We start from the raw sequence: 19,688 nt of genomic DNA, 5'->3' as shown, positions 1-19,688 counted from the left end.
CCGTCAGCCTCGGATTGACCCGAAGCGCACGGAGACGGTGCCGTTCGCGGGCGCGGCACCGGGCCCGGCCGAGGGCGCCGATCCGGGTTCGACCGAGGGCGGTGCTCCGGGTTCGACCGAGAACGCCGATCCGGGTGCGGCCGAGGGCTCGACCGTTCCACCGGTACCGGCACCGGCACCGGCACCGGCACCGGCCGGCGTGTCGGCACCCGCCGGCGTATCGGCCATGTCCGCGAGCAGCGCCTCCCCCTCGGCGACGATCTCCTCCTTCCGCGCCCGTGACGCCGGGCCGAAGAGTTCCACCGTGAGCACCCCGGCGTCCGCCTTCCACAGCCCGCCGAGGAAACCGTCGAGCAGCAGCACGCGGTGGGCCTGGTTGCCGCTCCAGGTACGGCCCTTCAGCTCCGGGGCGACCACGCGCGACCGGTCGGCGTGGGAGAGCAGCAGGTTGTCGAACTCGGGAAGGAAGCGTGGCGGGGCCGGCGTTCCGGGATCGGGCCGCGGCGCGTCGGGCAGGTCGAACAGCTCGACGCCGTTCTCGTCGCGGAAGGTGAGCAGCCGCGGCCGCAACCGCTCGAACGGCTCCTTCAACCGCGTCAGCCCGGCCCAGGTCTGCATGTCCTTCACCGAGGCGGGGCCGAAGGCGCCCAGGTACCGCAGCACCACGTCGTCGACGCTCTGCGCCTCCCCGACCGGCCGCCGGAGCCAGTTCTCCACGGTGGTGAGCCGTACCTGCCCGCCGCGCCCCCACACCCCGCGCGGGGTCACCTGTACGAGCGGCAACAGGCAGCGCGCGGCGACGGACAGGGACTGCGGGTCGGCGTCGGGCCACGCCTTGAGGAGCTCCTCCCGGATCTCCCCCATGGTGCGCGGTTCGGCCTCCACGAACGCGCGCGCGTCCAGGGCCAGCCGGTCCAGGTCCACCCCGACGAGGCCCTTGCGGAACTGGTTGACCTCACGGTCGCGAGCCGCCTGGACCAGCGGCCGCAGCGTCAGCGCGTCGTCAGCCGTGTGGGTGTGGATGGTGGAACGCAAGGTGACCATCCGGACCACCTGGCGGGCTTCCATCAGCCCGGCCAGCTCGGCGGGCCTGAACCCGGCGAGCCGGGCGTGCAGCTGGAAGTACGGCGGTTTGACGTTCTGCGCCTGGAGCCCGACGAGGTGCGCGACGGCGTCCCGCGCCGACGTCTCGGCGCGGCTCAGCAACAGCTGGCGGGCCAGCGTGGCACGGTTCAGTGCGCGGGTGTCGAGTACGGGATCGGTTCTGGAGGCCATGACAGCACGCTAGCCCGGCATGCGGACAGGAACGGTCCGCAACCTCCCGGCGCATTCCCCCCTATACCCTTCCCCTTGCCCCCAAACACACGTCCGACCGACCACCGGGAGCTGAGCCGCGATGCCGGAGCGCCCACACCGCCGCCCGTCCACGCCGTCGGGATCGCCGGGTTCCCATCCAGACTCGTCAGGCTTGTCGGGCTCGTCGGGTCCCTCGGGCTCGTCAGGCTTGTCGGGCTCCTCGGTCTCGGGCGGCTCGGGCGGCTCGTCGACCTCATCGGGATCATCGAGGTCATCGGGATCGTCAGGGTCATCGTCGCGGCGTACGGGGTGGCTCCGGCCCTCCTCACCGGCCGGCCCCCCGCCCACCACTCCCCCGGCATCGGCGTCCACCCCGGGCCCCGCGTCGCCGGAACCCACGCCCCCGAACCACCGCAGCGTGATCGACTCCGCCGTCTACCGCGACGGCCGGCGCGCCGCGTCCCCCGGCACACTCGCCGATACCTTCCGGCAACTGCGCGAACAGCCCGACGGAATGGCCTGGATCGGCCTGCACCGCCCGACGGAAGCAGAACTCCACTCCCTAGCAACCGAGTTCAACCTCCACCCGCTGTCCATCGAGGACGCACTGGAGGCACACCAACGTCCCAAGCTGGAGCGCTACGGCGACACCCTCTTCGTCGTCCTGCGCGCCGCCCGGTACCTGGACGCCCTGGAGGAGGTCGACTTCGGCGAGCTCCACGTCTTCGTCGGCCCGGACTTCCTCATCACGGTCCGCCACGGCGCGGCCCCCGACCTCTCCGCCGTCCGCCGCCGCATGGAGGAAACCCCCGACCTCCTCTCCCTCGGCCCGGAAGCCGCCCTGTACGCCATCCTCGACGCGGTCGTCGACGGGTACGCCCCGGTGGTCGAAGGCGTCCAGAACGACATGGACGAGATCGAGACCGAGGTCTTCCGCGGCGACCCCGAGGTCTCCCGCCGCATCTACGCGCTCTCCCGCGAGATGGTCGAATTCCAGCGCGCCACCCGCCCACTGGTCGGCATGCTCCACAGCCTGATGGCCGGCTTCGCCAAGTACGGCACGGACGAGGAACTCCAGCGCTACCTCCGCGACGTAGCCGACCACGTGACCCACACCAGCGAACGCGTCGACGGCTTCCGCCAAGCCCTGACCGAAATCCTGACGGTCAACGCCACCCTGGTCTCCCAACAACAGAACGCCGAGATGCGCGCCTTGGCCGAAGCCGGCTTCGAACAGAACGAGGAGATCAAGAAGATCTCCGCCTGGGCCGCCATCCTCTTCGCCCCCACCCTGGTCGGCACCATCTACGGCATGAACTTCGACACCATGCCGGAACTCAAGTGGGCCCTCGGCTACCCCTTCGCGGTCCTGCTGATGGCAGTGGTCTGCGTCAGCCTGTACGTCATCTTCAAGAAGCGCGACTGGCTATGACAGGCAGCCCGGTCGCCTAGGAGCTCGGTGGGGCCTGGAGTGCTCCAAGCCGTCTTGCGAGGCCGGAAGCGGACTCCTTGCCGCATGACAGGACGACGGAGAGTTTGCTGAGCGTGACGCCCTCGGGCCTCTTGACGTAGGACCACCGCTGACCGGCACGCCACAGGGTTCTGAAAAACTCCTCGCGAGCAACACCGTCCTCGGAAAGGACATTCTCAGCGGAGTCGACAACGAGGACATGATGGTCCGATGAAAGCCATTGAAGATCACGAAGGCAGTCATAGAACGCATTCCAGTTCCATCCGAAATACTTGGGAAACTTCAGCAATTCATCGAACTGCCGGAACGTTGATATCTCGTCGGTCATGTCCCGCCCATTCAGTCGGGCCACGTAAACACTACCCGACGTGGGCAGCAGTTCATCAAGACGTACGAAGCCGCCTGTTGTGATGACGTGCATCCACGGGGCGATGCGGATCGTCGGTTCCTCTTCTGTCATCAGTTCACCCATCTGGGACTTTCGCCCACAATGTACGTCTGTTGGCGAGTTGGCGCGTAGTAGGCGCTTTCCTGAAAGTTCGTGGGTGGGAAGCTGGTAGGCGTTGTTTCTGCCGCTGTTGTCAAATGGCTCAGTCCACCACTTCGGCCCGCAGAACCCGGGCCCGCCCTGCGGGATCGACCCACGTGCGGGGATTGGGAACGTAGGCCGCAGGGTTGGGCGCCGGAGTGAAGCCTGGGGGGCGTGGCTGAGGTAGCGGGCGGTTTCGGGGTCGTAGTGGCGGAACTAGTTGTAGTGAAGACCCGATTCTGGGTCGAAGTACTGACCTGGGAAACGAAGTGGTGTGTACGCCCTGTCGGTGGGCGCCCAGGCTGTGGTGCCCCACAGAGTGGTGTGGGTGCGCCAGGCCGGTGCGCCGGGCTCGTCGATCAGCTCTACGAGGGCGCCCACCAAGTCGGTGACGATGATGAAGAAGCGTGAATATACGACCCCTTGGGGAGCGTCCCGGTCCAGGAGGCGTTCTCGCTGGGTCAGGGGCGTCATGCCGTCGGCCGCGAGGCGTTGCGTGGACCTGCGGCGGCCGAGTGCGTCGTACGCGTACTGCCATGCGGCGCCACCGGGGGGGACTCGCGAGGGACCACGGCGCCGACGCTGCCCTTCAGGAAGCGCGACTGGCTGTAGTTGGCACATCAGCGCCGTTGAGTGAAGCCCCGCTCGCGAGCATCGAGTACCAGCCAATCGCGCCGGCTTGATCACGTCGGACCGGCGCTTGTCCCCCGGTGCGGCGGCACCTCAACACACGTATCGGCGTCGACGAACCGGGCGCGATCCGCCCGCCGATGAGGTCTGGTGAGGGTTTGGTCGGCGGTGTAGCGGTGCGATGTGAGGGATTGTCACCTCTCTCGTGAAGAACTGCCGGCGAATCGGCAACGGGAAGGGTGACCGGCGGCGGATGCGAGGTCGAAGGGCCACGACAACCCGCCTTTGCCACAGCCGGGTTGGGCGCGTGGGGTGCCGCGGAGGGCGTCCAGGGTGTCGAAGATCCGGTGATAGCATCCCCGCATCTGTGATCTTGATCCGTTTTGATGCAGATGCTGATGTGATCGGCACCGTGTTCTCCGCGTAACCGCAGGTGAACCGTGCCGATCAGCTGTGTTGCGGGGCCTCGCGAGGTGTATCTGCAGCCGTCCGCATGCCATGCGCCGGGAAGGTTTCCATGAATCGAGACGCACTTGTGTGGTGCTTGGTTGCGGTGGCGGCGATAGCCGTTGTCGCGGTCGTGGCACTCGCCGCCCGCAACAGGGCTTTGGGGGCGAAGAAGAAGCATACCGAGGCCGAACTGAGGGACCGGTTGCTCGCGGCGGACAGCCATCTGCACGCGGCGCGCGCCGAGTTGCAGAGGTTCCGGGGCGAGCAGGACGCCACGCTCCGCGAGGCCAAGGAGGCGGCGGAGGAGAACACCAAGGCCGTCCTCAAGGGCGCCGCCAGCCTCTTGCAGAGCCTCGCGGCCGAGCAGACGACGCTTTTGGACGGCATCCAGCGCAAGTACGGCGGACACGGCGTCCTCAGCGATCTGTTGGACGTCAACCACGCCAACGCCCAGATGGCGCGCAAGGCTCAGGGCATCGCCGTGATGTGCGGTGCGCCGCTCGGCCGGCGCAACAGGCCCGCCGCCGTCTACGACGTGGTGCGCAGCGCCCAGGGCCAGATCCGCAACTTCCACCGGGTCGCCATCATGCAGCAGACCAGTCTCGCCCTGAAGGCGTCCGCGGTCGCGCCCGTCGCCCTCGCCGTTGCGGAGCTGCTCGACAACGCCGCGAGTTTCTCGCAGCAGGACGCGCCGATCGAGGTGACGTTCCAGCGCGTGCAGAACAACCTGTGCATCGTCATCGACGACGCCGGTGTCAGCATGAACGACGAGGAGCGGCAGCGGGCGACCGCGCTGCTCTCCGGGGAAGTCGCCCCCCGACTGTCGCAGCTCGGGACCCAGCCGAAGTTCGGCTTCCCGGTCATCGGCCTGATCGCGCGTCAGCACGGTTTCAGGGTCGACGTCACCGGAGTCTCCCGGTACGGCGGCGTCAGGGCCGTCGTCCTCTTGCCCGAGGAGCTGTGGACCATGGAGGAGATACCGCCCGTCCAGGAGGCTCCGGTCAGCGACATCCGGCGCGTCACCGAGAGCCGGCCGCAGAGCGCGACGTCGCGGACGATGCACGGTCTGCCCAAGCGCGGCGCACGCCAGGCTCCCATCGCGAGCGTCCCCGATCCCGACACCGCCTCGCCGGCGCCTCGGATCCCGGGTGAGACGGGCCGCGCTTCCGGGCGCGGTCTGGGGGCCTTCCAGCGCGGCACGCTGTCCGGCCGCAACCTTGACGCCACCTCGTTCGAAGGGCCCAAAGAGGCATGACCGCAGACCTGTCGTGGATGCTCGAGGACATCGTGCACAACGTGCCCCATGCACGGCACGCCGTCCTGCTGTCCGCGGACGGCCTTCCTCGCGGGGCGACGGAGGGCCTGGCCGAGAAGGACGTGCGCACCATCTCCGCGGCCATGGCCGGGATGCAGTCGCTGAGCCGGGCGACGGCCCACTTCGCCGGGCCGGAGGAGGACCGGCAGTGGAACCAGACCATCATCGAGTTCTCGCACGGCTGGAGCTTCCTGATCGGGGCGGGGCAGGGCTCCTACCTCGCCGCCGCGGCCGCGCCCGATGTGGACATGCAGCAGATCTCCTTCCGCATGCACCGGCTGGTCGCCCGGCTGGGCAACAACCTCACCTCACCGCCGCGGGTGAGCGCCGAGGACGCGGGCGGTCCGCGCGGGAACGCCCACCGGCAGCAGAGTTCCGGTGACGCGGGATTCGCCCTTCGTGAGCTCGACCAGGTGATGTCCGAGGTCAAGGGCGCCCGCCACGCCGTGTTGCTGGGATCGGACGGCCTTCCCCGCGGGGCGACCAGCGGGATGAGTCGCGATCTCGCGGACACGATCTCCGCGGCCATGACGGGCATCCACGCCTACAGCCGGGTCACCTCCCAGTTCGCGGGGGCCGCCGAGGACGCCCAGTGGCGTCAGACGGTCATCGAGTTCCAGCACGGCTGGATCTTCCTGATGACGGCCGGACCCGACGCGTTCCTGGCCGCCGCCGCCGAACACGACTGCGACATAGAACAGTTCACCACGCGTCTGCACGAGGTGGTTCCCAGACTGACGGCGACGGCGATACCGGGGAAGGGGACGGGCCATGTCTGACGGGTTCGAACGGGATGAAGAGCTGGAGCTGACGTCTCCGTTAGTCCCCCTCTTCGTGATCACGAACGGACGAGGGCTGCCCCCGGACCACGAGTACGAGCACACGACGCTCGTGACGGCGGCCGCGGAGACCGGACAGGTCGCGGCGCGCACGCTGTCCCCGGAAGCGGCGCAGGTCATGGATCTGGTCGCGAACGGCTTCCTGTCGGTGGCCGAGGTGGCGGGGCACACGCACCTGCCCCTGGGCATCGTCCGCATCCTGCTGGCGCAGTTGGAGGAGGACGGTCTCATCCTCGCGAGGACACCGATACCGCGCGCCGAACGTGTCGACAGAGAACTGGTCAGCGCCGTCCTCGAGGGCCTGAAGAATCGATTCGGAGCGTAACGCGTGTACCTGGATCCAGATGTCTCCCACGCGGTGAAGATCCTCATAGTGGGGCACTTCGGGGTCGGCAAGACCACCTGCATCGGCAGTCTCTCCGAGATCGAGCCCCTGCGGACCGAGGAAGAGATCACCGAAGCCAGCGTGGGCTTCGATGACCTGTCGGGCACACCCGACAAGAAGACCACCACCGTCGCCATGGACTTCGGCCGGCTCACCCTCAGCGACACCCTGGTCCTCTACCTCTTCGGAACGCCCGGCCAGGAGCGCTTCAAGGAGATGTGGGAGGAGCTCTCCCGGGGCGCCCTGGGCGCGCTGGTCCTCGTCGACCCGGAGCGACTGCACGAGTCCTTCCCCGTCCTGGACCTCGTCGAACGGTTCGGCCTGACGTACGCCATCGCCGTGAACCACTTCGAGGGCACCACGCACTACCCGCTCGACGAGGTGCACGAGGCCCTGAACCTCACCGCCGACACCCCCGTCGTGGAGTGTGACGTACGGGACGAGAACTCCTCCGCGCGGGCCCTCATCACCCTCGTGAAACACCTCATGTCCCAACTCGGCTAGGAGCGCAGGAATGCAACAGCCACGTGAACCGCAGGAGATACCCCCCGGCTGCCCCGCGCACGGGAACGTCCGGATGTACGGCCCCTCGTTCGGAGCCGATCCCGACAGCCACTACGCACAGCTGCGGCCCTACGGTCCCAGTGCGCCCGTGGAGATCGCCCCCGACGTCCAGGCCGAGCTCGTCACGAGCTACGACGCCGCTCTGTACGTCCTGCAGAACCCCGCCTCCTTCGTGCGCGACTCCCGCCGCTGGAACGCCCTCAACGAAGGGCGCGTCCCGGCCGACAGCCCGGCACTGCCCATGATGGGCTACCGCCCCAACGCGCTCTTCAGCGACGGTGCGGCACACGCCCGACTGCGGCGGGCCGTCACCGACAGTCTCGCCACGGTCAACGAGCACCAACTCATCAGGCAGACACAGCAGTCGGCGAACTACCTGATCAGTCAGTTCAGTACCGACATCCGCGGCCAGGCGGAGCTGATGGCCGAGTACGCCCAGCCGCTGCCCCTGCTGGTCTTCAGCGATCTGTTCGGCTGCCCGCCCGAGATCGGCGACCGCGTGATCGCCGGTATCAGTGGCATCTTCGAGGGAACACCCGGGGCCGACGAGATACTCGGCGGGGCGCTCACGGAGCTGATCGCCCTCAAGCGGCGGCGGCCGACGGACGACCTGACGACGCGCCTGATGGAGCACTCGTCCCAGCTGAGCGACGAAGAGGTGCTGCACCAGCTGGTCACCCTGCTCTCCGGCGGCACCGCGCCGCTGGCCGCGGCCATCGGCACCAGCAGCGCCCTGTACCTCGGAGAGGACTGGCAGGTCGGCCTTCCGGTCGAGGACGCGGTCTCCCAGACCCTCTGGAACTACGCGCCGATCGCCAACTACGCGGCCCACTACCCGACTCACGACGTCGAGCTCGGCGGCAGGGTGATCCGGACCAACGACCCGATCCTCATCTCGTTCGCCGCGGCCAACACCGATCCGAAGCTGACCGAGCACCGCGAACAGCTCAGCGCCAAGGCGCACTTGGCATTCGGGGCCGGTCCGCACGCTTGCCCCGCCAAGGACCCGGCGTTCATGATCGCCGTGACCGCGGTCGAGACGCTGCTCAACCAGCTCCTCGACGTGGAGCTGCGCGTCCCGTTCAAGGCGCTCACCTGGGCGCCGAGCCCGTGGAGCCGCACGCTGGTCACCCTCCCGATCCGCTTCACCCCGAGGGCCGTTACCCAGGCGGCCGGCTCGGCCGGTTCAGCCGGTACGAACGGTGTGGCAGGAGCGGCCGGGCCGAACGGTGCGGCCGGATCGAGCGCTGCTCAGGCACCCCGGCAGCAGGCAGCCGCCTCCTCGTCCTCCCGCGCCGGCACCTCGCGGACGAACGCCGGTTTCGCGCCACAGCCCAAGGGCGGCCTGTTCAGCCGCTTTCTGGCCTGGACCAGGGGCGAGTGAGGCAAGTGTGATTCTAGTAACCTCCTGAGTACTCAGTGGTAGGGGATGCGCCAACGATCACCTGGGTATGCATGGCGGCTGGTTCTCAGAAAGGAGCCGCCATCATGGGGGTTGTCACAACTCCGTCGTACGACCGCCGGGCGTCCGCCTCCCTCTTCTCCCGTCTGCGGACGGCCGGAGGGCAGGCCGACCCCTTCCCGATCTACGCCGAGCTCCTCTCGCGGGGCGAAGTGGTGCCCGCCCCCTGGGGCGGCTTCGCCGTGACGGGTTTCGCCGCCTGTGACCAGGTCCTGCGCAGCCGCCAGTGGCTGGAGCCGGACAGGCGGTGGCGGGAGCGCCAGGGGCCCGGGACGCGCTGGAACGCGCCCTCCTCACGCGAGATGAGCAACACGCTCGCCGCGCTCAACCCCCCGGACCACACCAAGGTGCGACGGGCTGCGGGCTCGTTCGACCGAGCCACCGTGGAACGCATCGGCCGCAATGTGAGCCGGACCGCGGATCGGCTCCTCGACGCCTTCACGGAGCGAATACGCACCGGCGAGGCGGACTTCTCGGAACTTGTCTGCGAGGAGCTGCCGGTGGCCACCATAGGTGACTGGCTGGGGTTGCCGCAGGCAGACTGGCCCCGGCTCCGCGAGTTGACACACGATCAGGTCTTCACGCAGGAACTGCTTCCGTCGGCCAGCCAGCTGGCCCTGTCCGACGCGGCCACGGCCGAACTCCGCTGCTATTTCATGGCTTTGGTGCGCGACCGGCGCTCCCACCCCGGTGACGATCCCGTCACCCGGTGGATCCGGACGTGGGACGCGATCGAACCCGACCGGGACAAGGCAGACGAGGCCGTCTACTTCCTGGTGTTGTTCGTCCTGTTGGCCGCCCTGGAAACCACCGCGACCCTGCTGTCGACGATGACGCTCAGGCTCGTCGAAAGCCCGGAACGCTGGGACATGGTCGCCGACAACCCCGGGCTCGTACCCGGGTTCGTGGAGGAGACGCTCCGCTACGACCCACCCACCCACGTGATCAGCAGGGTCGCGTCGCAGGACTCCGTGCTGGGCGGCATCGAGATCCGCCGCGACGAGATGGTCCACCTCATGATCGGAGCGGCGCACCGGGACCCGGCCAGACATGGCGACGCGGACCGGTTCGACCCCGAACGCACCCCCGACCACCTGGCGTTCAGTGGCGGCATCCACTACTGCCTCGGCGCGCCGCTGGCCCGCCTCGAAGCGCAGACCCTTCTGCGCCGGCTGATCCGGCGCCTGCCCCGCCTCACCCTCGTACGCCCCCCGTCGATGGCGCCCCGCGTGGCCTTCCGGCGCCTGCTGAACCTGGACGTGGCACTCGCATGACCGACCTGACCCCCATCCCCACGCCGGGTCGGGCCCCCGCCCCGCCCGCCGCTCCCGCACACGCCCCCGCCCCTGCCCCTGCCCCTGCCCCTGCCCCTGCCCCTGCCCCTGCCCCCGTACGCTCCCGAACCGCCACCAAGGCGATCCGTACCGAACAGGACGGGCCCGTCCTGCACGTCGGCCTCAACCCGTGGGGGCAGGAGGACACGCTGGACTCCGCGGTCCTCGACGACCTCATCACCCTGCTCGACGACCTCCACGAGAGACCCGACGTCCGGATCCTCACGCTGTCCTCGCTGGGTACGGACTTCTGCCTGGGCGCCGACCGCAACGAGTACCAGGAGGCGTTGGCCGCCGACCCGTCCGGGGTGGCCCTGCGGCGCATCGCCGACAAGGCGCACCGCCTGTGCCAGGCCCTGGAGAACACCCACGCGGTCACCATCGCCCGACTGCACGGGCGGGTCATCGGCGCGGGTCTCGCCCTGGCCTCCTTCTGCGATCTGCGCGCCGGCGCCGACACCAGCCGCTTCCGCATGCCGGAGGTCGGCATAGGGCTGCCGCCGGCGTGGGGCGGGGCGATGGGACGCCTGGTCTCCGAGGCCGGCGCGTCCAGGATCCGCGAGCTCATGCTCACCTGCGACGTCTTCGACGCCGCCACGGCTGAGCGGATCGGTCTGCTCCACCGGTCCGCTCCGCTGGACCAGTTGGACAAGGTGATCGATTCCTGGACCAGACCCCTGGTCCGCCGCTCGCCCGAAGCCCTCGTCCTGACCAAACGGATGCTGGCCGGTTACGCGCGGGCGGACAGGACGGCGGACGTCTCCCTGCTGGACTCCCATCTCCTGGCAGCCACCCTCCACCAGCACGCGAGGGGCTGACCCGCCCGGGCCGCCCGGCGGTGCGCCACCCCGGGAGAGGGTGTAGGGGTCCGACTCGCCGGAGCAGGTGCGTGCGATCCCGGCGTCGGGGGGTGGACCTCTTCGCGCAGCCGGCCGTCCATGGCGAGGCGCGCCCCTTCCGGTCGGTCCTCAGCCGGCACGCGGTCAGGCGCAGTTGTCGCAGGTCCCGGTGGTGGGGAGTTGGACGAAGCAGGTGGGGCAGATCGGGGCCGGCGGCTCGGGTTCGCGGGCGCGGCGGCGGGCGAGGGCGGCTTGGAGACGGGGGGCGAGTGCGGGTTCGCCGCCTCCCGGGGGAAGGGTGGCGCCGAAGCGGCGGTAGCACTCCAGCCGTGACTCGGCCGCGTGGTTCTCGCGGTCGGTGGCTTCCGTCGTCACCTGTTCCCCGGAGAGTTCCAGGACTTCCCGGTAGCCCTCCCCGACCATCCCGTCGTCGGTGCGGACGACCAGGGCGGTCAGGGGCGGGTCGCCCCGTCGGTGTACCTCGTGCACCACCCTGCCGAGGACGGCGCCGATCCAGTTGTGGAGCAGCGCGGAGGTGCGGATGCCCGAGGCCCGCTGGACGTCCTCGCCGAGGTCCTTGTAGGTGATGACGGCGTGGTAGCTGCCGGCCACCCCCGACAGGCGCGGATAGGCCTCGCGGGCCCAGGCCTCATGTGCCTCGGTCGCCGCGACGGGGGAACCGTCGGCCTCGCGCCAATAGCCGCGCCGTGCCATACGTCCACCTCGTGAGTCGGTCGGTCCGCCCGGCCGCCGTTTCGGTGGTGGACGGGCCCGGGTCGGGCACCGGCGTTCGCCCGGTGCCCGTGTCCCGTTCATCCTGCTCCCGTGCGGGCCCGGGCTCAACCGCTTCGACGAAGAGACGAGGAGACGTAGAGCGAAGACGCGTGGCCGGCGGCCGGGGCCCGGAGACTCGTCAGGCCGTCGCGGGCGCGGTGGGAGCGGTGGACGCCGCAGGTTCCGTGGACGCCGCAGGTTCCGTGGACGCCGTCACCGGTGTCAGCAGTCGGGCGTGCAGTCGGGCCACGGTAAGCGGGGTGATGCCGACGTGGTTCGTGAGGTAGGCGGTCGGGGAGCCGTGGCGGGCCTTCAGGTCGGCGAGGACGAGCTCCATGACGGTGGCCGGGGCGCGGCCGTAGGCGGGCCAGCGCATGGTGCGGCCGGGGTGGGCGGCGTGCCAGTCGGCCGTGAGGCGTTCGGTGGCCAGTTCGGTGAGGGCGAAGTCGGCGAGGATCTCCTCGTCGGGCACGCCGAGGAGGGTCAGCACGAAGGCCGCGATCAGGCCGGTGCGGTCCTTGCCGGACGTGCAGTGGAAGACGGTCGGTCCCGGTTCGGCTTCGGCGATCAGCTCGATGGCCTGCCGGATCTCCTCGACGCCGTCCTCCGTCACCTCGGCGAAGCGGTCGGCGAGGTAGCGCCAGGGGTCGATGTCGGGGTCGATCTCGGCCTGGTCGTAGGGGCGGTGCTCGATGCTGAGGTTGGCGTACGTGAAGCGGTGCGGTTCGGGTACCCGGCCCTTGGCGTCGGCTTCCCAGGGGTAGCGGAGGTCGATGACGGTACGGATGTCCAGCGCGAGGAAGCGGTCCCAGTCGGCGTCCCGGAGCTTGCCGAGCGAGTCGGACCGGTACAGGACGCCCGGCGTGACGGTGCGGCCGTCGGCGGTGCGGTAGCCGCCCAGGTCACGGAAGTTGTGCAGGCGCTCGAACTCGATGTGGCGGTCGGTCACTTGGTTGCTCCCTCGGCTGCGGTGGTGTTCCGGGTCGCCAGCATGCCTCAGGTGATCGACGCGGGATCGTGCGGGTCCCTGCGGGGCCGCGCGGGGGCAGCTGGCAGGGGCTGCGTGGCGGGTCCCGCACTCAACGGCCCGAGAGGCGTTGGCGGGGCGGGCCGCCGTAGTAGCGCCGGCAGGCGCGCGGCATGCCTTCCGCCGAGAGGGTGAACACGTCGACGAATGCCCACTGTTGGGGTGCCGGACAGCCCATCGCGACCACGCAGTCCCCTTCGGCGACGATCCGCGTGATGTGGTGTCGGGTTCGGAGCGGGCCGGAGCGGCGGGGGAACCCACCGGGGCGGGCGGGGCGGCGTCGGCGCCGGCCGCCGGCGCGGCGCTCACGCCGGCTCGACGGCCGCCCGCGGGTTGAGGGCGGCGTACTCCAGCGGCGCGGACGGGTCGATCGTCAACCCGTACGGCGCCGGCTCCGCGCCGGAGCGGACCAGCAGGTCGCCGACGGCCGCGATCATCGCGCCGTTGTCGGTGCACAGGGTCATCGGCGGGACCCGCAGTTCGATTCCGGCGCCGGCGCAGCGCCGCTCCGCCAGCTCGCGCACCCGGGAGTTGGCGGCGACCCCGCCGACCACCACCAGGGTCCCGACCCCGTACTCCTTGCAGGCCGCGACGGCCTTGCGGGTCAGTACGTCGGCCACCGCCTCCTGGAGCGAGGCCGCGCCGTCGGCGACCGGCGGTTCCTCGCCGCGCAGCCGATGGCCCTCGGCCCAGCGGGCCGCGGCGGTCTTGAGCCCCGAGAAGGAGAAGGAGTAGGCGTACGGGTCGCCCTCGCGGGGGCCGCCGGTGAGCGGGCGGGGGAAGGCGACGGCCTTCGGGTCGCCGGCCCGGGCGGCCCGGTCGATGGCCGGGCCGCCCGGGTAGGGCAGGCCGAGGACCCGGGCTACCTTGTCGAAGCACTCGCCGGCGGCGTCGTCGAGGGTGTCCCCGAGGTGCAGGATCGGCTCGCGCACGAGGTCGCGCACCAGCAGGAGCGAGGTGTGGCCGCCGGAGACGATCAGGACCATGCAGGGCTCGGGCAGCGGCCCGTGCTCCAGGGTGTCGGCCGCGACGTGTCCGGCCAGGTGGTGGACCCCGTACAGCGGCAGGTCCAGGGCGTAGGCGAGGGTCTTGGCGCCGGCGAGCCCGACCTGGAGCGCGCCGGAGAGACCGGGGCCGGTGGTGACGGCGATCGCGTCGAGTTGCGACATCCGCAGTCCGGCCTGGTCGAGGGCCCGGCGGACGACCGGGTTGAAGGCGTGCAGGTGGGCGCGGGCCGCGATCTCGGGGACCACACCGCCGAAGCGGGCGTGTTCGTCCATGCTCGACGCGACGACGTGCGCGAGGAGTCGTCCGTCGCGCACGATCCCCGCGCCTGTCTCGTCGCAGGACGATTCGATGCCGAGCACCACCGGAGATCCCACGACGACACCTTCACCCCTTGTTGCGAACTGTTCGCAACAAGGGTAGCGGCGCCGTCCGCAGGTCCTCGCACGGGCTGTGAGGACGGACACGTCCCCATTCGGGAACCCTCGGCACGTCACACCCGTCGGACGGGACGTCAAAAGATCTTCGGGAGCGGGAGCGGGAGCGCCACATGGTCGGCAAGGCGGGGGGCGGGGCGAGACGCGTCCGCGTCGTGCTGCTCGGGATCGTTCTCGCCCTGGTGGGCGGCGGGTCCTGGATCGTGTGGGAACTGCGGGCCGTCGCCGCGCACCTCGCGGACGGCGACCCGGCCCGGGGCACCTACCTCCAGGATCCGGAACGAGCGGACCGGACGGCCGCGGCGGTCCTGGACGGGCTGGTGGTGGAGGTCGAGGCGCCCCGCGACGACACCCCGGCCCCCACCGGTTCCGAGGCGACGCCCGAGCCCGCCGGGCCCGCGACCCCGGTGCGGTGGCGGCAGGGAGGCGCCTGGCGGCCCTCCTCCCCCCTGGAGGCCCGGAACACGGCGCCCGAGCCCGCGATCGGCGCGCTGTTCTCCCCCGGCGGCGACTGGGACGCCGACCACCACTGCTCCGCCGCCGTGGTGCACTCCCCCGACGGGGACCTCCTGGTCACCGCCGCCCACTGCGTGTACCGGGGCGGCTTCCGCACCAACCTCGCCTTCGTGCCGGGCTACCGGGACGGCACGGCCCCGTACGGCGTCTGGGTGCCCACCCGGATCGACGTGGACCCGCGCTGGACGGAGTCCGCCGATCCCGATCACGACGTGGCCTTCGTCCAGGTGCGCCGCCCCGGGCACCCCGGGGAGCGGCTGGAGGACGTCACCGACGCGCCCGCGATCCGGTTCCGCCCCCGACTGCCCGCGCCCGCGCGGGTGGTGGGCTATCCGAACGACGCCGAACAGCCGGTGGACTGCTACACCACGGCCCGTGCGGACGGGCCCGCGCAGGTGCGGCTGGACTGCGCGGGGGTGCCCGACGGGACCAGCGGCGGCCCGATCCTGACCGACGGGTCCACCCTGATCGGGGTGGTCGGCGGCCGGGACGGCGGCGGCGACGCGATGACCTCGTACAGCAGTTGGTTCGACGACGGCACCCGCGCGCTCTACGCGCGTGCGACCGGCTCTCCCTGAGGCGGTTCCCGGGATCCGTGCCGGGTGCGCCCGCGCCTCGGAGGGAGCCCGGCTTCTGGGTGGTTGTCCGCAGCGTCGTCTTCCATGCCGCCGAGTGTCCGGGGGCGACGGGGTTCGGTTCAGGGCCCGTCCGGGGCGCCCGGAGGCGTCCCGGGGGCGGACGGGCTCACTTCGGGGCGCCCGTGACGGCGGTTCCGGCGCGCGTCAAGGGCCGCACGGGGCGGTCGGCCGTCTCCGCGCGGCCATCGGCGCTCAGCGCGACAGCGGCGGGTACGACACCCCGGTCAGTTTCTCGGAGGCGGCCCAGAGCCGCTCACCGGACGCGTCGTCGAGGGTCCACTTGGCCCGCCAGGACCGGACGGGCGCCCCGCGCCAGCCGAGCCGCGGCCCGATGAACGCGTCGGGCCGGACGCCGGGGGCGGTGGCCGCGTACAGGGTGGGCAGCGCGCCGGCCTCGGCGGACTGCGCGACGACGGCGATGCCGACGGCGTTGACCCCGGCGTTCGCGGCGACGGCGATCCGGGAGGTGAGGGTGCGTCCGGCCCGGGGGGCCGCTGCGACGTGCAGGTTGGTGGAGGCGTAACCGGGGTGGGCGGCGGCCGTGACGATCCCGGAGCCGGCGGCGGCCAGGCGCCGGGAGAGTTCGTGGGTGAAGAGGAGGTTGGCGGTCTTGGAGCGCCCGTAAGCGATCCAACGCCGGTACGCGCGCTCGGCGTTCAGGTCCTCGTGGTCGATGTCCCCGAGGGCGTGGAACGCGCTGGAGAGGTTGACGATCCGGGCCCCGTCGCCGGCGGCGAGGATCCGGGGCATGAGCAGCCCGGTGAGGGCGAAGTGGCCCAGGTGGTTGACCCCGAACTGGCTCTCGAAGCCGTCGGCGGTCCGTCCGTACGGCAGGGCCATCACGCCGGCGTTGTTGACGAGCAGGTCCAGGGTGTCGTGGCGCTGCGACCAGGCCCGGGCGAACTCCCGTACGGAGCCGAGGTCCGCGAGGTCCAGCGGCATGAACTCCACGTCCGCGCCGGGGACCTCGGCCCGCAGCCGCACCGCCGCGGCCCGGCCCCGGGCCGCGCTGCGACAGGCCAGGACGACGCCGGCGCCGGCGCGGGCCAGCTCGCGGGCGGCGACCAGGCCGATGCCGCTGTTGGCCCCGGTCACGACGGCGGTGCGGCCGCTCTGGTCGGGGATGTTCCTGACGTTCCAGCCGGGCATCTCGACTCCCTCACGACGACGTGGTTACTGAGGGTAACACCCCGGGTCCCGGAGGGCCGGCACGTGGGCCCGGTCACCCCGGGGACCGGGCGCGCGCGCAGGCCAGTAGGCTGCGGGTCCATCCGCTTCCCCTCCCCCGAGGTCCACGCAGTGAGCTCCGCACCCCCCGCCCTCCCCGTGACGGTCGTCGGCCTCGGCGCCGACGGCTGGGCCGGGCTCACCGCCGCCGCGCGGACCGCGCTGTCCTCCGCCGAGGTGCTGATCGGCGGGCCCCGCCAACTGGACCTGCTGCCGACCGACGCCTGCCCCGGCGAACGGGTCGCCTGGCCGAGCCCGCTGCGCCCGGCGGTGGCGAAGCTGACGGCCGAGCACGCCGGCCGCGCGATCGCGGTACTGGCCAGCGGCGACCCCATGTTCTACGGGATCGGCCGCGCCCTCTGCGAGGAACTCGGACCGCACGCCCTGCGCGTCCTCCCGCACCCCTCCTCGGTGTCGTACGCCTGCGCACGGCTCGGCTGGCCGGTGGAGGACACCGAGGTCGTCACGGTCGTCGGCCGACCCGTGGCCCGGCTCGCCGCCGCCCTGTACGAGGGCCGGCGGGTGCTCGTGCTCAGCGCGGGCGCCGGCTCGCCGGCCGAGATCGCCGCACTGCTGCGGGACCGGGGCTTCGGCCCGAGCCGGATGCGGGTACTGGAGCAGCTCGGCTCCGCACACGAGGACGCGTACGAGGGTCGGGCCGACGGTTGGGAGCGGGCGCCGGGCGACCCGTTGAACGTGGTGGCCGTGGACTGCCGCCGCGACCCGGCCTCCCCGACGCCGCGGATCGGCACCACTCCCGGCCTGCCCGACACCGCGTACGAACACGACGGCCAGCTCACCAAACGGCACGTGCGGGCCGCGACGCTGTGCGCCCTCGCGCCGGCCCCGGGCGAGCTGCTGTGGGACATCGGCGGCGGTTCCGGTTCCATCGGCATCGAGTGGATGCGCAGCCACCCCTCCTGCCGGGCCGTGGCCGTGGAGCGCGTCCCCGAGCGGGCCGAACGGATCACCCGCAACGCCGCCGCCCTCGGTGTGCCCGGCCTGCGGGTCGTCCTCGGCGCGGCCCCCGACGCGCTGATCGGACTGCCCGCCCCCGACGCGGTGTTCATCGGCGGCGGCCTGACCGCGCCCGGCCTCCTCGACGCGGCCTGGACGGCGCTGGCGCCCGGCGGCCGGCTGGTGGTCAACACGGTCACCCTGGAGTCGGAGGCGGTGCTCGGCGACCACTACCGCCGCCGCGGTGGCGAACTGGTCAAGCTGGCCGTCGCGCACGCGGTGCCGGTCGGCGGCTTCACGGGCTGGCGGCAGGCGATGGCGGTCACCCAGTGGTCGGTCACCAAGCCCCACCCGACGACGGACCGGACCGCGGACCGGACGGCCGAGAACGAGAACGAGAACGAGAAGGACCAGACATGACCGTGTACTTCATCGGAGCGGGCCCCGGCGCCGCCGACCTGATCACCGTGCGCGGTGCCCGGACGCTGGCCGCCGCCCCCGTGTGCCTGTACGCGGGCAGCCTGGTGCCGCGCGAGCTGCTGGCCGAATGCCCGGCCGACGCCCGGCTCGTCGACACCTCCCGGCTCAACCTGGACGAGATCGTCGCGGAGTTCGCGCGGGCGCACGAGGCGGGCCTGGACGTGGCACGGCTGCACTCCGGCGACCCGTCGATCTTCAGCGCGGTCGCCGAGCAGATGCGGCGCCTCGACGCGGCGGGCATCCCCTACGAGGTGGTCCCGGGCGTGCCGGCGTTCGCCGCCGCGGCCGCCGCGCTCAAGCGCGAGTTGACCGTGCCCACCGTCGGGCAGACCGTGATCCTGACCCGGATCGCCCAGCAGGCGACCCCGATGCCGCCCGGGGAGGACCTGGCGACGCTCGGCCGCAGCGGCGCGTTGCTGGTCCTGCACCTGGCCACGCGGTACGTCGACCGAGTCGTCGAGGAACTGCTGCCGCACTACGGGTCCGAGTGCCCCGTCGCGGTGGTCGCGATGGCCAGCCGCCCCGACGAGTTGATCCTGCGCGGCACACTGAGCGACATCGCGGACCAGGTGAAGGCGGCCGGGCTGGTGCGCACCGCGGTGATCGTGGTGGGTCGCACCCTGGGCGCGGAGCAGTTCCGCGACAGTCACCTGTACTCCGCCGAACGCGACCGGCATGCCTGCTGAGGGGGACTGCGGTCACCTGCTGATCCTGGGCGGCACCACGGAGGCCCGCCGGCTCGCGGAGGCGCTGGAGCGGTCCCCGCTGCGGGTGACGACCTCCCTGGCCGGCCGGGTCGGCGCGCCGGTGCTGCCGCCGGGCGGGACCCGGATCGGCGGGTTCGGCGGCGTCGAGGGCCTGGCGGCCTGGATGACCGCGCATCGGGTCACGCACCTGGTCGACGCCACCCACCCGTTCGCGGAGCGGATGAGTTTCCACGCGGCGCGGGCGGCGCGGCTCACCGGCGTGCCGCTGCTCGCGTTGCGCCGGCCCGGCTGGACCCCGGGGCCCGGCGACGACTGGACGTTCGTCGACTCCCTCGACGATGCCGCCGCCCTGCTCCCGGAGCGGGGCCGCCGGGTGTTCCTGACCACCGGCCGGATGGGCCTGCACCGCTTCGCGCACCTCACCGAGCCCTGGTTCCTGGTGCGTTCGGTGGACCCGCCGGCCGGGGAGCGGCCGCCGCGTCTCGACGTGCTGCTCGCGCGGGGGCCGTTCGGCCTCGCCGACGAGCGGGAGCTGTTGGCCCGGCACCGGATCGACCTCCTGGTGACCAAGGACAGCGGGGGCGACGCCACCGCGCCCAAGCTCGTCGCCGCCCGCGAGGCGGGGATCGCGGTGCTGGTCGTACGGCGGCCGGCGGTGCCCGGGGGCGTGCCGGAGACGGACTCCGTCGAGGCGGCGCTGGCCCGGTTGCCCGGCTCACGGACCTGACGGCCCGACGGCCCGGCCGCGTGACGGCCCGACGGCCCGGCGGCGTGACAACCCCGCTTCCGGGCCCGAATCCGCCGGC

17 protein-coding genes and 1 pseudogene are annotated in these 19,688 nt (G+C 71.7%); 12 read left to right on the top strand and 6 right to left on the bottom strand.

What is annotated here, in order from left to right; all coding sequences use genetic code 11:
* Nucleotides 1-3: 3 nt before the first annotated feature.
* Entirely contained in the window at nt 4-1,275 is a 1,272-nt protein-coding gene (locus ACIRO3_RS12575; RefSeq protein ID WP_404135470.1) for a winged helix DNA-binding domain-containing protein, read from the bottom strand.
* Between the two features lie 322 nt (nt 1,276-1,597).
* Here ACIRO3_RS12575 and ACIRO3_RS12570 point away from each other — a divergent pair.
* Nucleotides 1,598-2,728: pseudogene (locus ACIRO3_RS12570) on the top strand (magnesium and cobalt transport protein CorA); the annotation flags it as partial.
* A gap of 16 nt (nt 2,729-2,744) precedes the next feature.
* Here ACIRO3_RS12570 and ACIRO3_RS12565 read toward each other — a convergent pair.
* A complete protein-coding gene (locus ACIRO3_RS12565; RefSeq protein ID WP_404135467.1) occupies nt 2,745-3,227 on the bottom strand; it encodes a barstar family protein in 483 nt (160 codons plus the stop codon).
* A gap of 1,216 nt (nt 3,228-4,443) precedes the next feature.
* Here ACIRO3_RS12565 and ACIRO3_RS12560 point away from each other — a divergent pair.
* From ACIRO3_RS12560 to ACIRO3_RS12530, 7 genes are all read left to right on the top strand, one after another.
* Nucleotides 4,444-5,631 carry an ATP-binding protein gene (locus tag ACIRO3_RS12560; protein ID WP_404135464.1) on the top strand — a complete coding sequence of 396 codons (1,188 nt, stop codon included), beginning with the start codon at nt 4,444-4,446 and terminating at the stop codon, nt 5,629-5,631.
* A complete protein-coding gene (locus tag ACIRO3_RS12555; RefSeq protein ID WP_365999621.1) occupies nt 5,628-6,470 on the top strand; it encodes a roadblock/LC7 domain-containing protein in 843 nt (280 codons plus the stop codon). The genes ACIRO3_RS12560 and ACIRO3_RS12555 overlap by 4 nt, the downstream gene beginning before the upstream one ends.
* Nucleotides 6,463-6,855, top strand: coding sequence for a DUF742 domain-containing protein (locus ACIRO3_RS12550; protein ID WP_404135461.1), 393 nt, complete (start codon nt 6,463-6,465; stop codon nt 6,853-6,855). Before ACIRO3_RS12555 ends, ACIRO3_RS12550 begins: the two co-directional genes overlap by 8 nt.
* Nucleotides 6,856-6,858: 3 nt before the next feature.
* On the top strand, nt 6,859-7,419 hold the full coding sequence (locus ACIRO3_RS12545) for an ATP/GTP-binding protein (protein ID WP_330333380.1): 561 nt from the start codon (nt 6,859-6,861) through the stop codon (nt 7,417-7,419).
* A 10-nt stretch (nt 7,420-7,429) separates the two neighbouring features.
* Nucleotides 7,430-8,863, top strand: a complete 1,434-nt coding sequence (locus ACIRO3_RS12540) for a cytochrome P450 (protein ID WP_404135458.1) — start codon at nt 7,430-7,432, stop codon at nt 8,861-8,863.
* A gap of 104 nt (nt 8,864-8,967) precedes the next feature.
* A complete protein-coding gene (locus ACIRO3_RS12535; RefSeq protein ID WP_404135454.1) occupies nt 8,968-10,215 on the top strand; it encodes a cytochrome P450 in 1,248 nt (415 codons plus the stop codon).
* Nucleotides 10,212-11,093: an enoyl-CoA hydratase/isomerase family protein gene (locus tag ACIRO3_RS12530; protein ID WP_404135452.1), complete on the top strand. Its 882-nt coding sequence runs from the start codon at nt 10,212-10,214 to the stop codon at nt 11,091-11,093. Before ACIRO3_RS12535 ends, ACIRO3_RS12530 begins: the two co-directional genes overlap by 4 nt.
* Before the next feature lie 165 nt (nt 11,094-11,258).
* Here ACIRO3_RS12530 and ACIRO3_RS12525 read toward each other — a convergent pair whose 3' ends face one another.
* The 3 genes from ACIRO3_RS12525 to tsaD all read right to left on the bottom strand — a co-directional run bounded on the left by ACIRO3_RS12525 (nt 11,259) and on the right by tsaD (nt 14,297).
* On the bottom strand, nt 11,259-11,828 hold the full coding sequence (locus ACIRO3_RS12525) for a hypothetical protein (RefSeq protein ID WP_404135450.1): 570 nt from the start codon (nt 11,826-11,828) through the stop codon (nt 11,259-11,261).
* A gap of 199 nt (nt 11,829-12,027) precedes the next feature.
* A complete protein-coding gene (locus ACIRO3_RS12520; RefSeq protein WP_404135447.1) occupies nt 12,028-12,837 on the bottom strand; it encodes a tyrosine-protein phosphatase in 810 nt (269 codons plus the stop codon).
* 383 nt (nt 12,838-13,220) lie between these two features.
* On the bottom strand, nt 13,221-14,297 hold the full coding sequence (gene tsaD, locus ACIRO3_RS12515) for a tRNA (adenosine(37)-N6)-threonylcarbamoyltransferase complex transferase subunit TsaD (RefSeq protein ID WP_404135445.1): 1,077 nt from the start codon (nt 14,295-14,297) through the stop codon (nt 13,221-13,223).
* A gap of 173 nt (nt 14,298-14,470) precedes the next feature.
* On the opposite strand from tsaD, the gene ACIRO3_RS12510 reads away from it, so the two are divergent.
* On the top strand, nt 14,471-15,451 hold the full coding sequence (locus ACIRO3_RS12510) for a trypsin-like peptidase domain-containing protein (RefSeq protein ID WP_404135442.1): 981 nt from the start codon (nt 14,471-14,473) through the stop codon (nt 15,449-15,451).
* Nucleotides 15,452-15,703: 252 nt separating this feature from the next.
* Here the strand turns inward: ACIRO3_RS12510 and ACIRO3_RS12505 are convergent, their stop codons facing one another.
* On the bottom strand, nt 15,704-16,660 hold the full coding sequence (locus ACIRO3_RS12505) for an oxidoreductase (protein WP_404135439.1): 957 nt from the start codon (nt 16,658-16,660) through the stop codon (nt 15,704-15,706).
* 150 nt (nt 16,661-16,810) lie between these two features.
* On the opposite strand from ACIRO3_RS12505, the gene cbiE reads away from it, so the two are divergent.
* From cbiE to ACIRO3_RS12490, 3 genes are read left to right on the top strand one after another with little or no spacing between them, the layout of a single operon-like run.
* A complete protein-coding gene (gene cbiE / locus ACIRO3_RS12500; protein WP_404135436.1) occupies nt 16,811-18,115 on the top strand; it encodes a precorrin-6y C5,15-methyltransferase (decarboxylating) subunit CbiE in 1,305 nt (434 codons plus the stop codon).
* Nucleotides 18,112-18,861 carry a precorrin-4 C(11)-methyltransferase gene (gene cobM / locus ACIRO3_RS12495; RefSeq protein ID WP_361781982.1) on the top strand — a complete coding sequence of 250 codons (750 nt, stop codon included), beginning with the start codon at nt 18,112-18,114 and terminating at the stop codon, nt 18,859-18,861. The genes cbiE and cobM overlap by 4 nt, the downstream gene beginning before the upstream one ends.
* The gene (locus tag ACIRO3_RS12490; RefSeq protein ID WP_404135432.1) at nt 18,851-19,609 is read left to right on the top strand and encodes a cobalt-precorrin-6A reductase; all 759 of its coding nucleotides are present in this window, start codon (nt 18,851-18,853) and stop codon (nt 19,607-19,609) included. The genes cobM and ACIRO3_RS12490 overlap by 11 nt, the downstream gene beginning before the upstream one ends.
* Nucleotides 19,610-19,688: the final 79 nt, after the last annotated feature.

Origin of the sequence: Streptomyces sp. NPDC102278, assembly GCF_044766345.1 — a bacterium.
Taxonomy (GTDB): domain Bacteria; phylum Actinomycetota; class Actinomycetes; order Streptomycetales; family Streptomycetaceae; genus Streptomyces.
The sequence above is the reverse complement of the archived record's forward strand: the minus strand, read 5'-3'. Positions and strand labels throughout refer to the sequence as shown.

Bases quoted from the DNA above. Each gene is read 5' to 3' on its own strand.
- ACIRO3_RS12575 (WP_404135470.1), bottom strand. From the start codon at position 1,275: ATGGCCTCCAGAACCGATCCCGTACTCGACACCCGCGCACTGAACCGT.
- ACIRO3_RS12565 (WP_404135467.1), bottom strand. From the start codon at position 3,227: ATGACAGAAGAGGAACCGACGATCCGCATCGCCCCGTGGATGCACGTC.
- ACIRO3_RS12560 (WP_404135464.1), top strand. From the start codon at position 4,444: ATGAATCGAGACGCACTTGTGTGGTGCTTGGTTGCGGTGGCGGCGATA.
- ACIRO3_RS12555 (WP_365999621.1), top strand. From the start codon at position 5,628: ATGACCGCAGACCTGTCGTGGATGCTCGAGGACATCGTGCACAACGTG.
- ACIRO3_RS12550 (WP_404135461.1), top strand. From the start codon at position 6,463: ATGTCTGACGGGTTCGAACGGGATGAAGAGCTGGAGCTGACGTCTCCG.
- ACIRO3_RS12540 (WP_404135458.1), top strand. From the start codon at position 7,430: ATGCAACAGCCACGTGAACCGCAGGAGATACCCCCCGGCTGCCCCGCG.
- ACIRO3_RS12535 (WP_404135454.1), top strand. From the start codon at position 8,968: ATGGGGGTTGTCACAACTCCGTCGTACGACCGCCGGGCGTCCGCCTCC.
- ACIRO3_RS12530 (WP_404135452.1), top strand. From the start codon at position 10,212: ATGACCGACCTGACCCCCATCCCCACGCCGGGTCGGGCCCCCGCCCCG.
- ACIRO3_RS12525 (WP_404135450.1), bottom strand. From the start codon at position 11,828: ATGGCACGGCGCGGCTATTGGCGCGAGGCCGACGGTTCCCCCGTCGCG.
- ACIRO3_RS12510 (WP_404135442.1), top strand. From the start codon at position 14,471: ATGGTCGGCAAGGCGGGGGGCGGGGCGAGACGCGTCCGCGTCGTGCTG.
- ACIRO3_RS12505 (WP_404135439.1), bottom strand. From the start codon at position 16,660: ATGCCCGGCTGGAACGTCAGGAACATCCCCGACCAGAGCGGCCGCACC.
- cobM (WP_361781982.1), top strand. From the start codon at position 18,112: ATGACCGTGTACTTCATCGGAGCGGGCCCCGGCGCCGCCGACCTGATC.
- ACIRO3_RS12490 (WP_404135432.1), top strand. From the start codon at position 18,851: ATGCCTGCTGAGGGGGACTGCGGTCACCTGCTGATCCTGGGCGGCACC.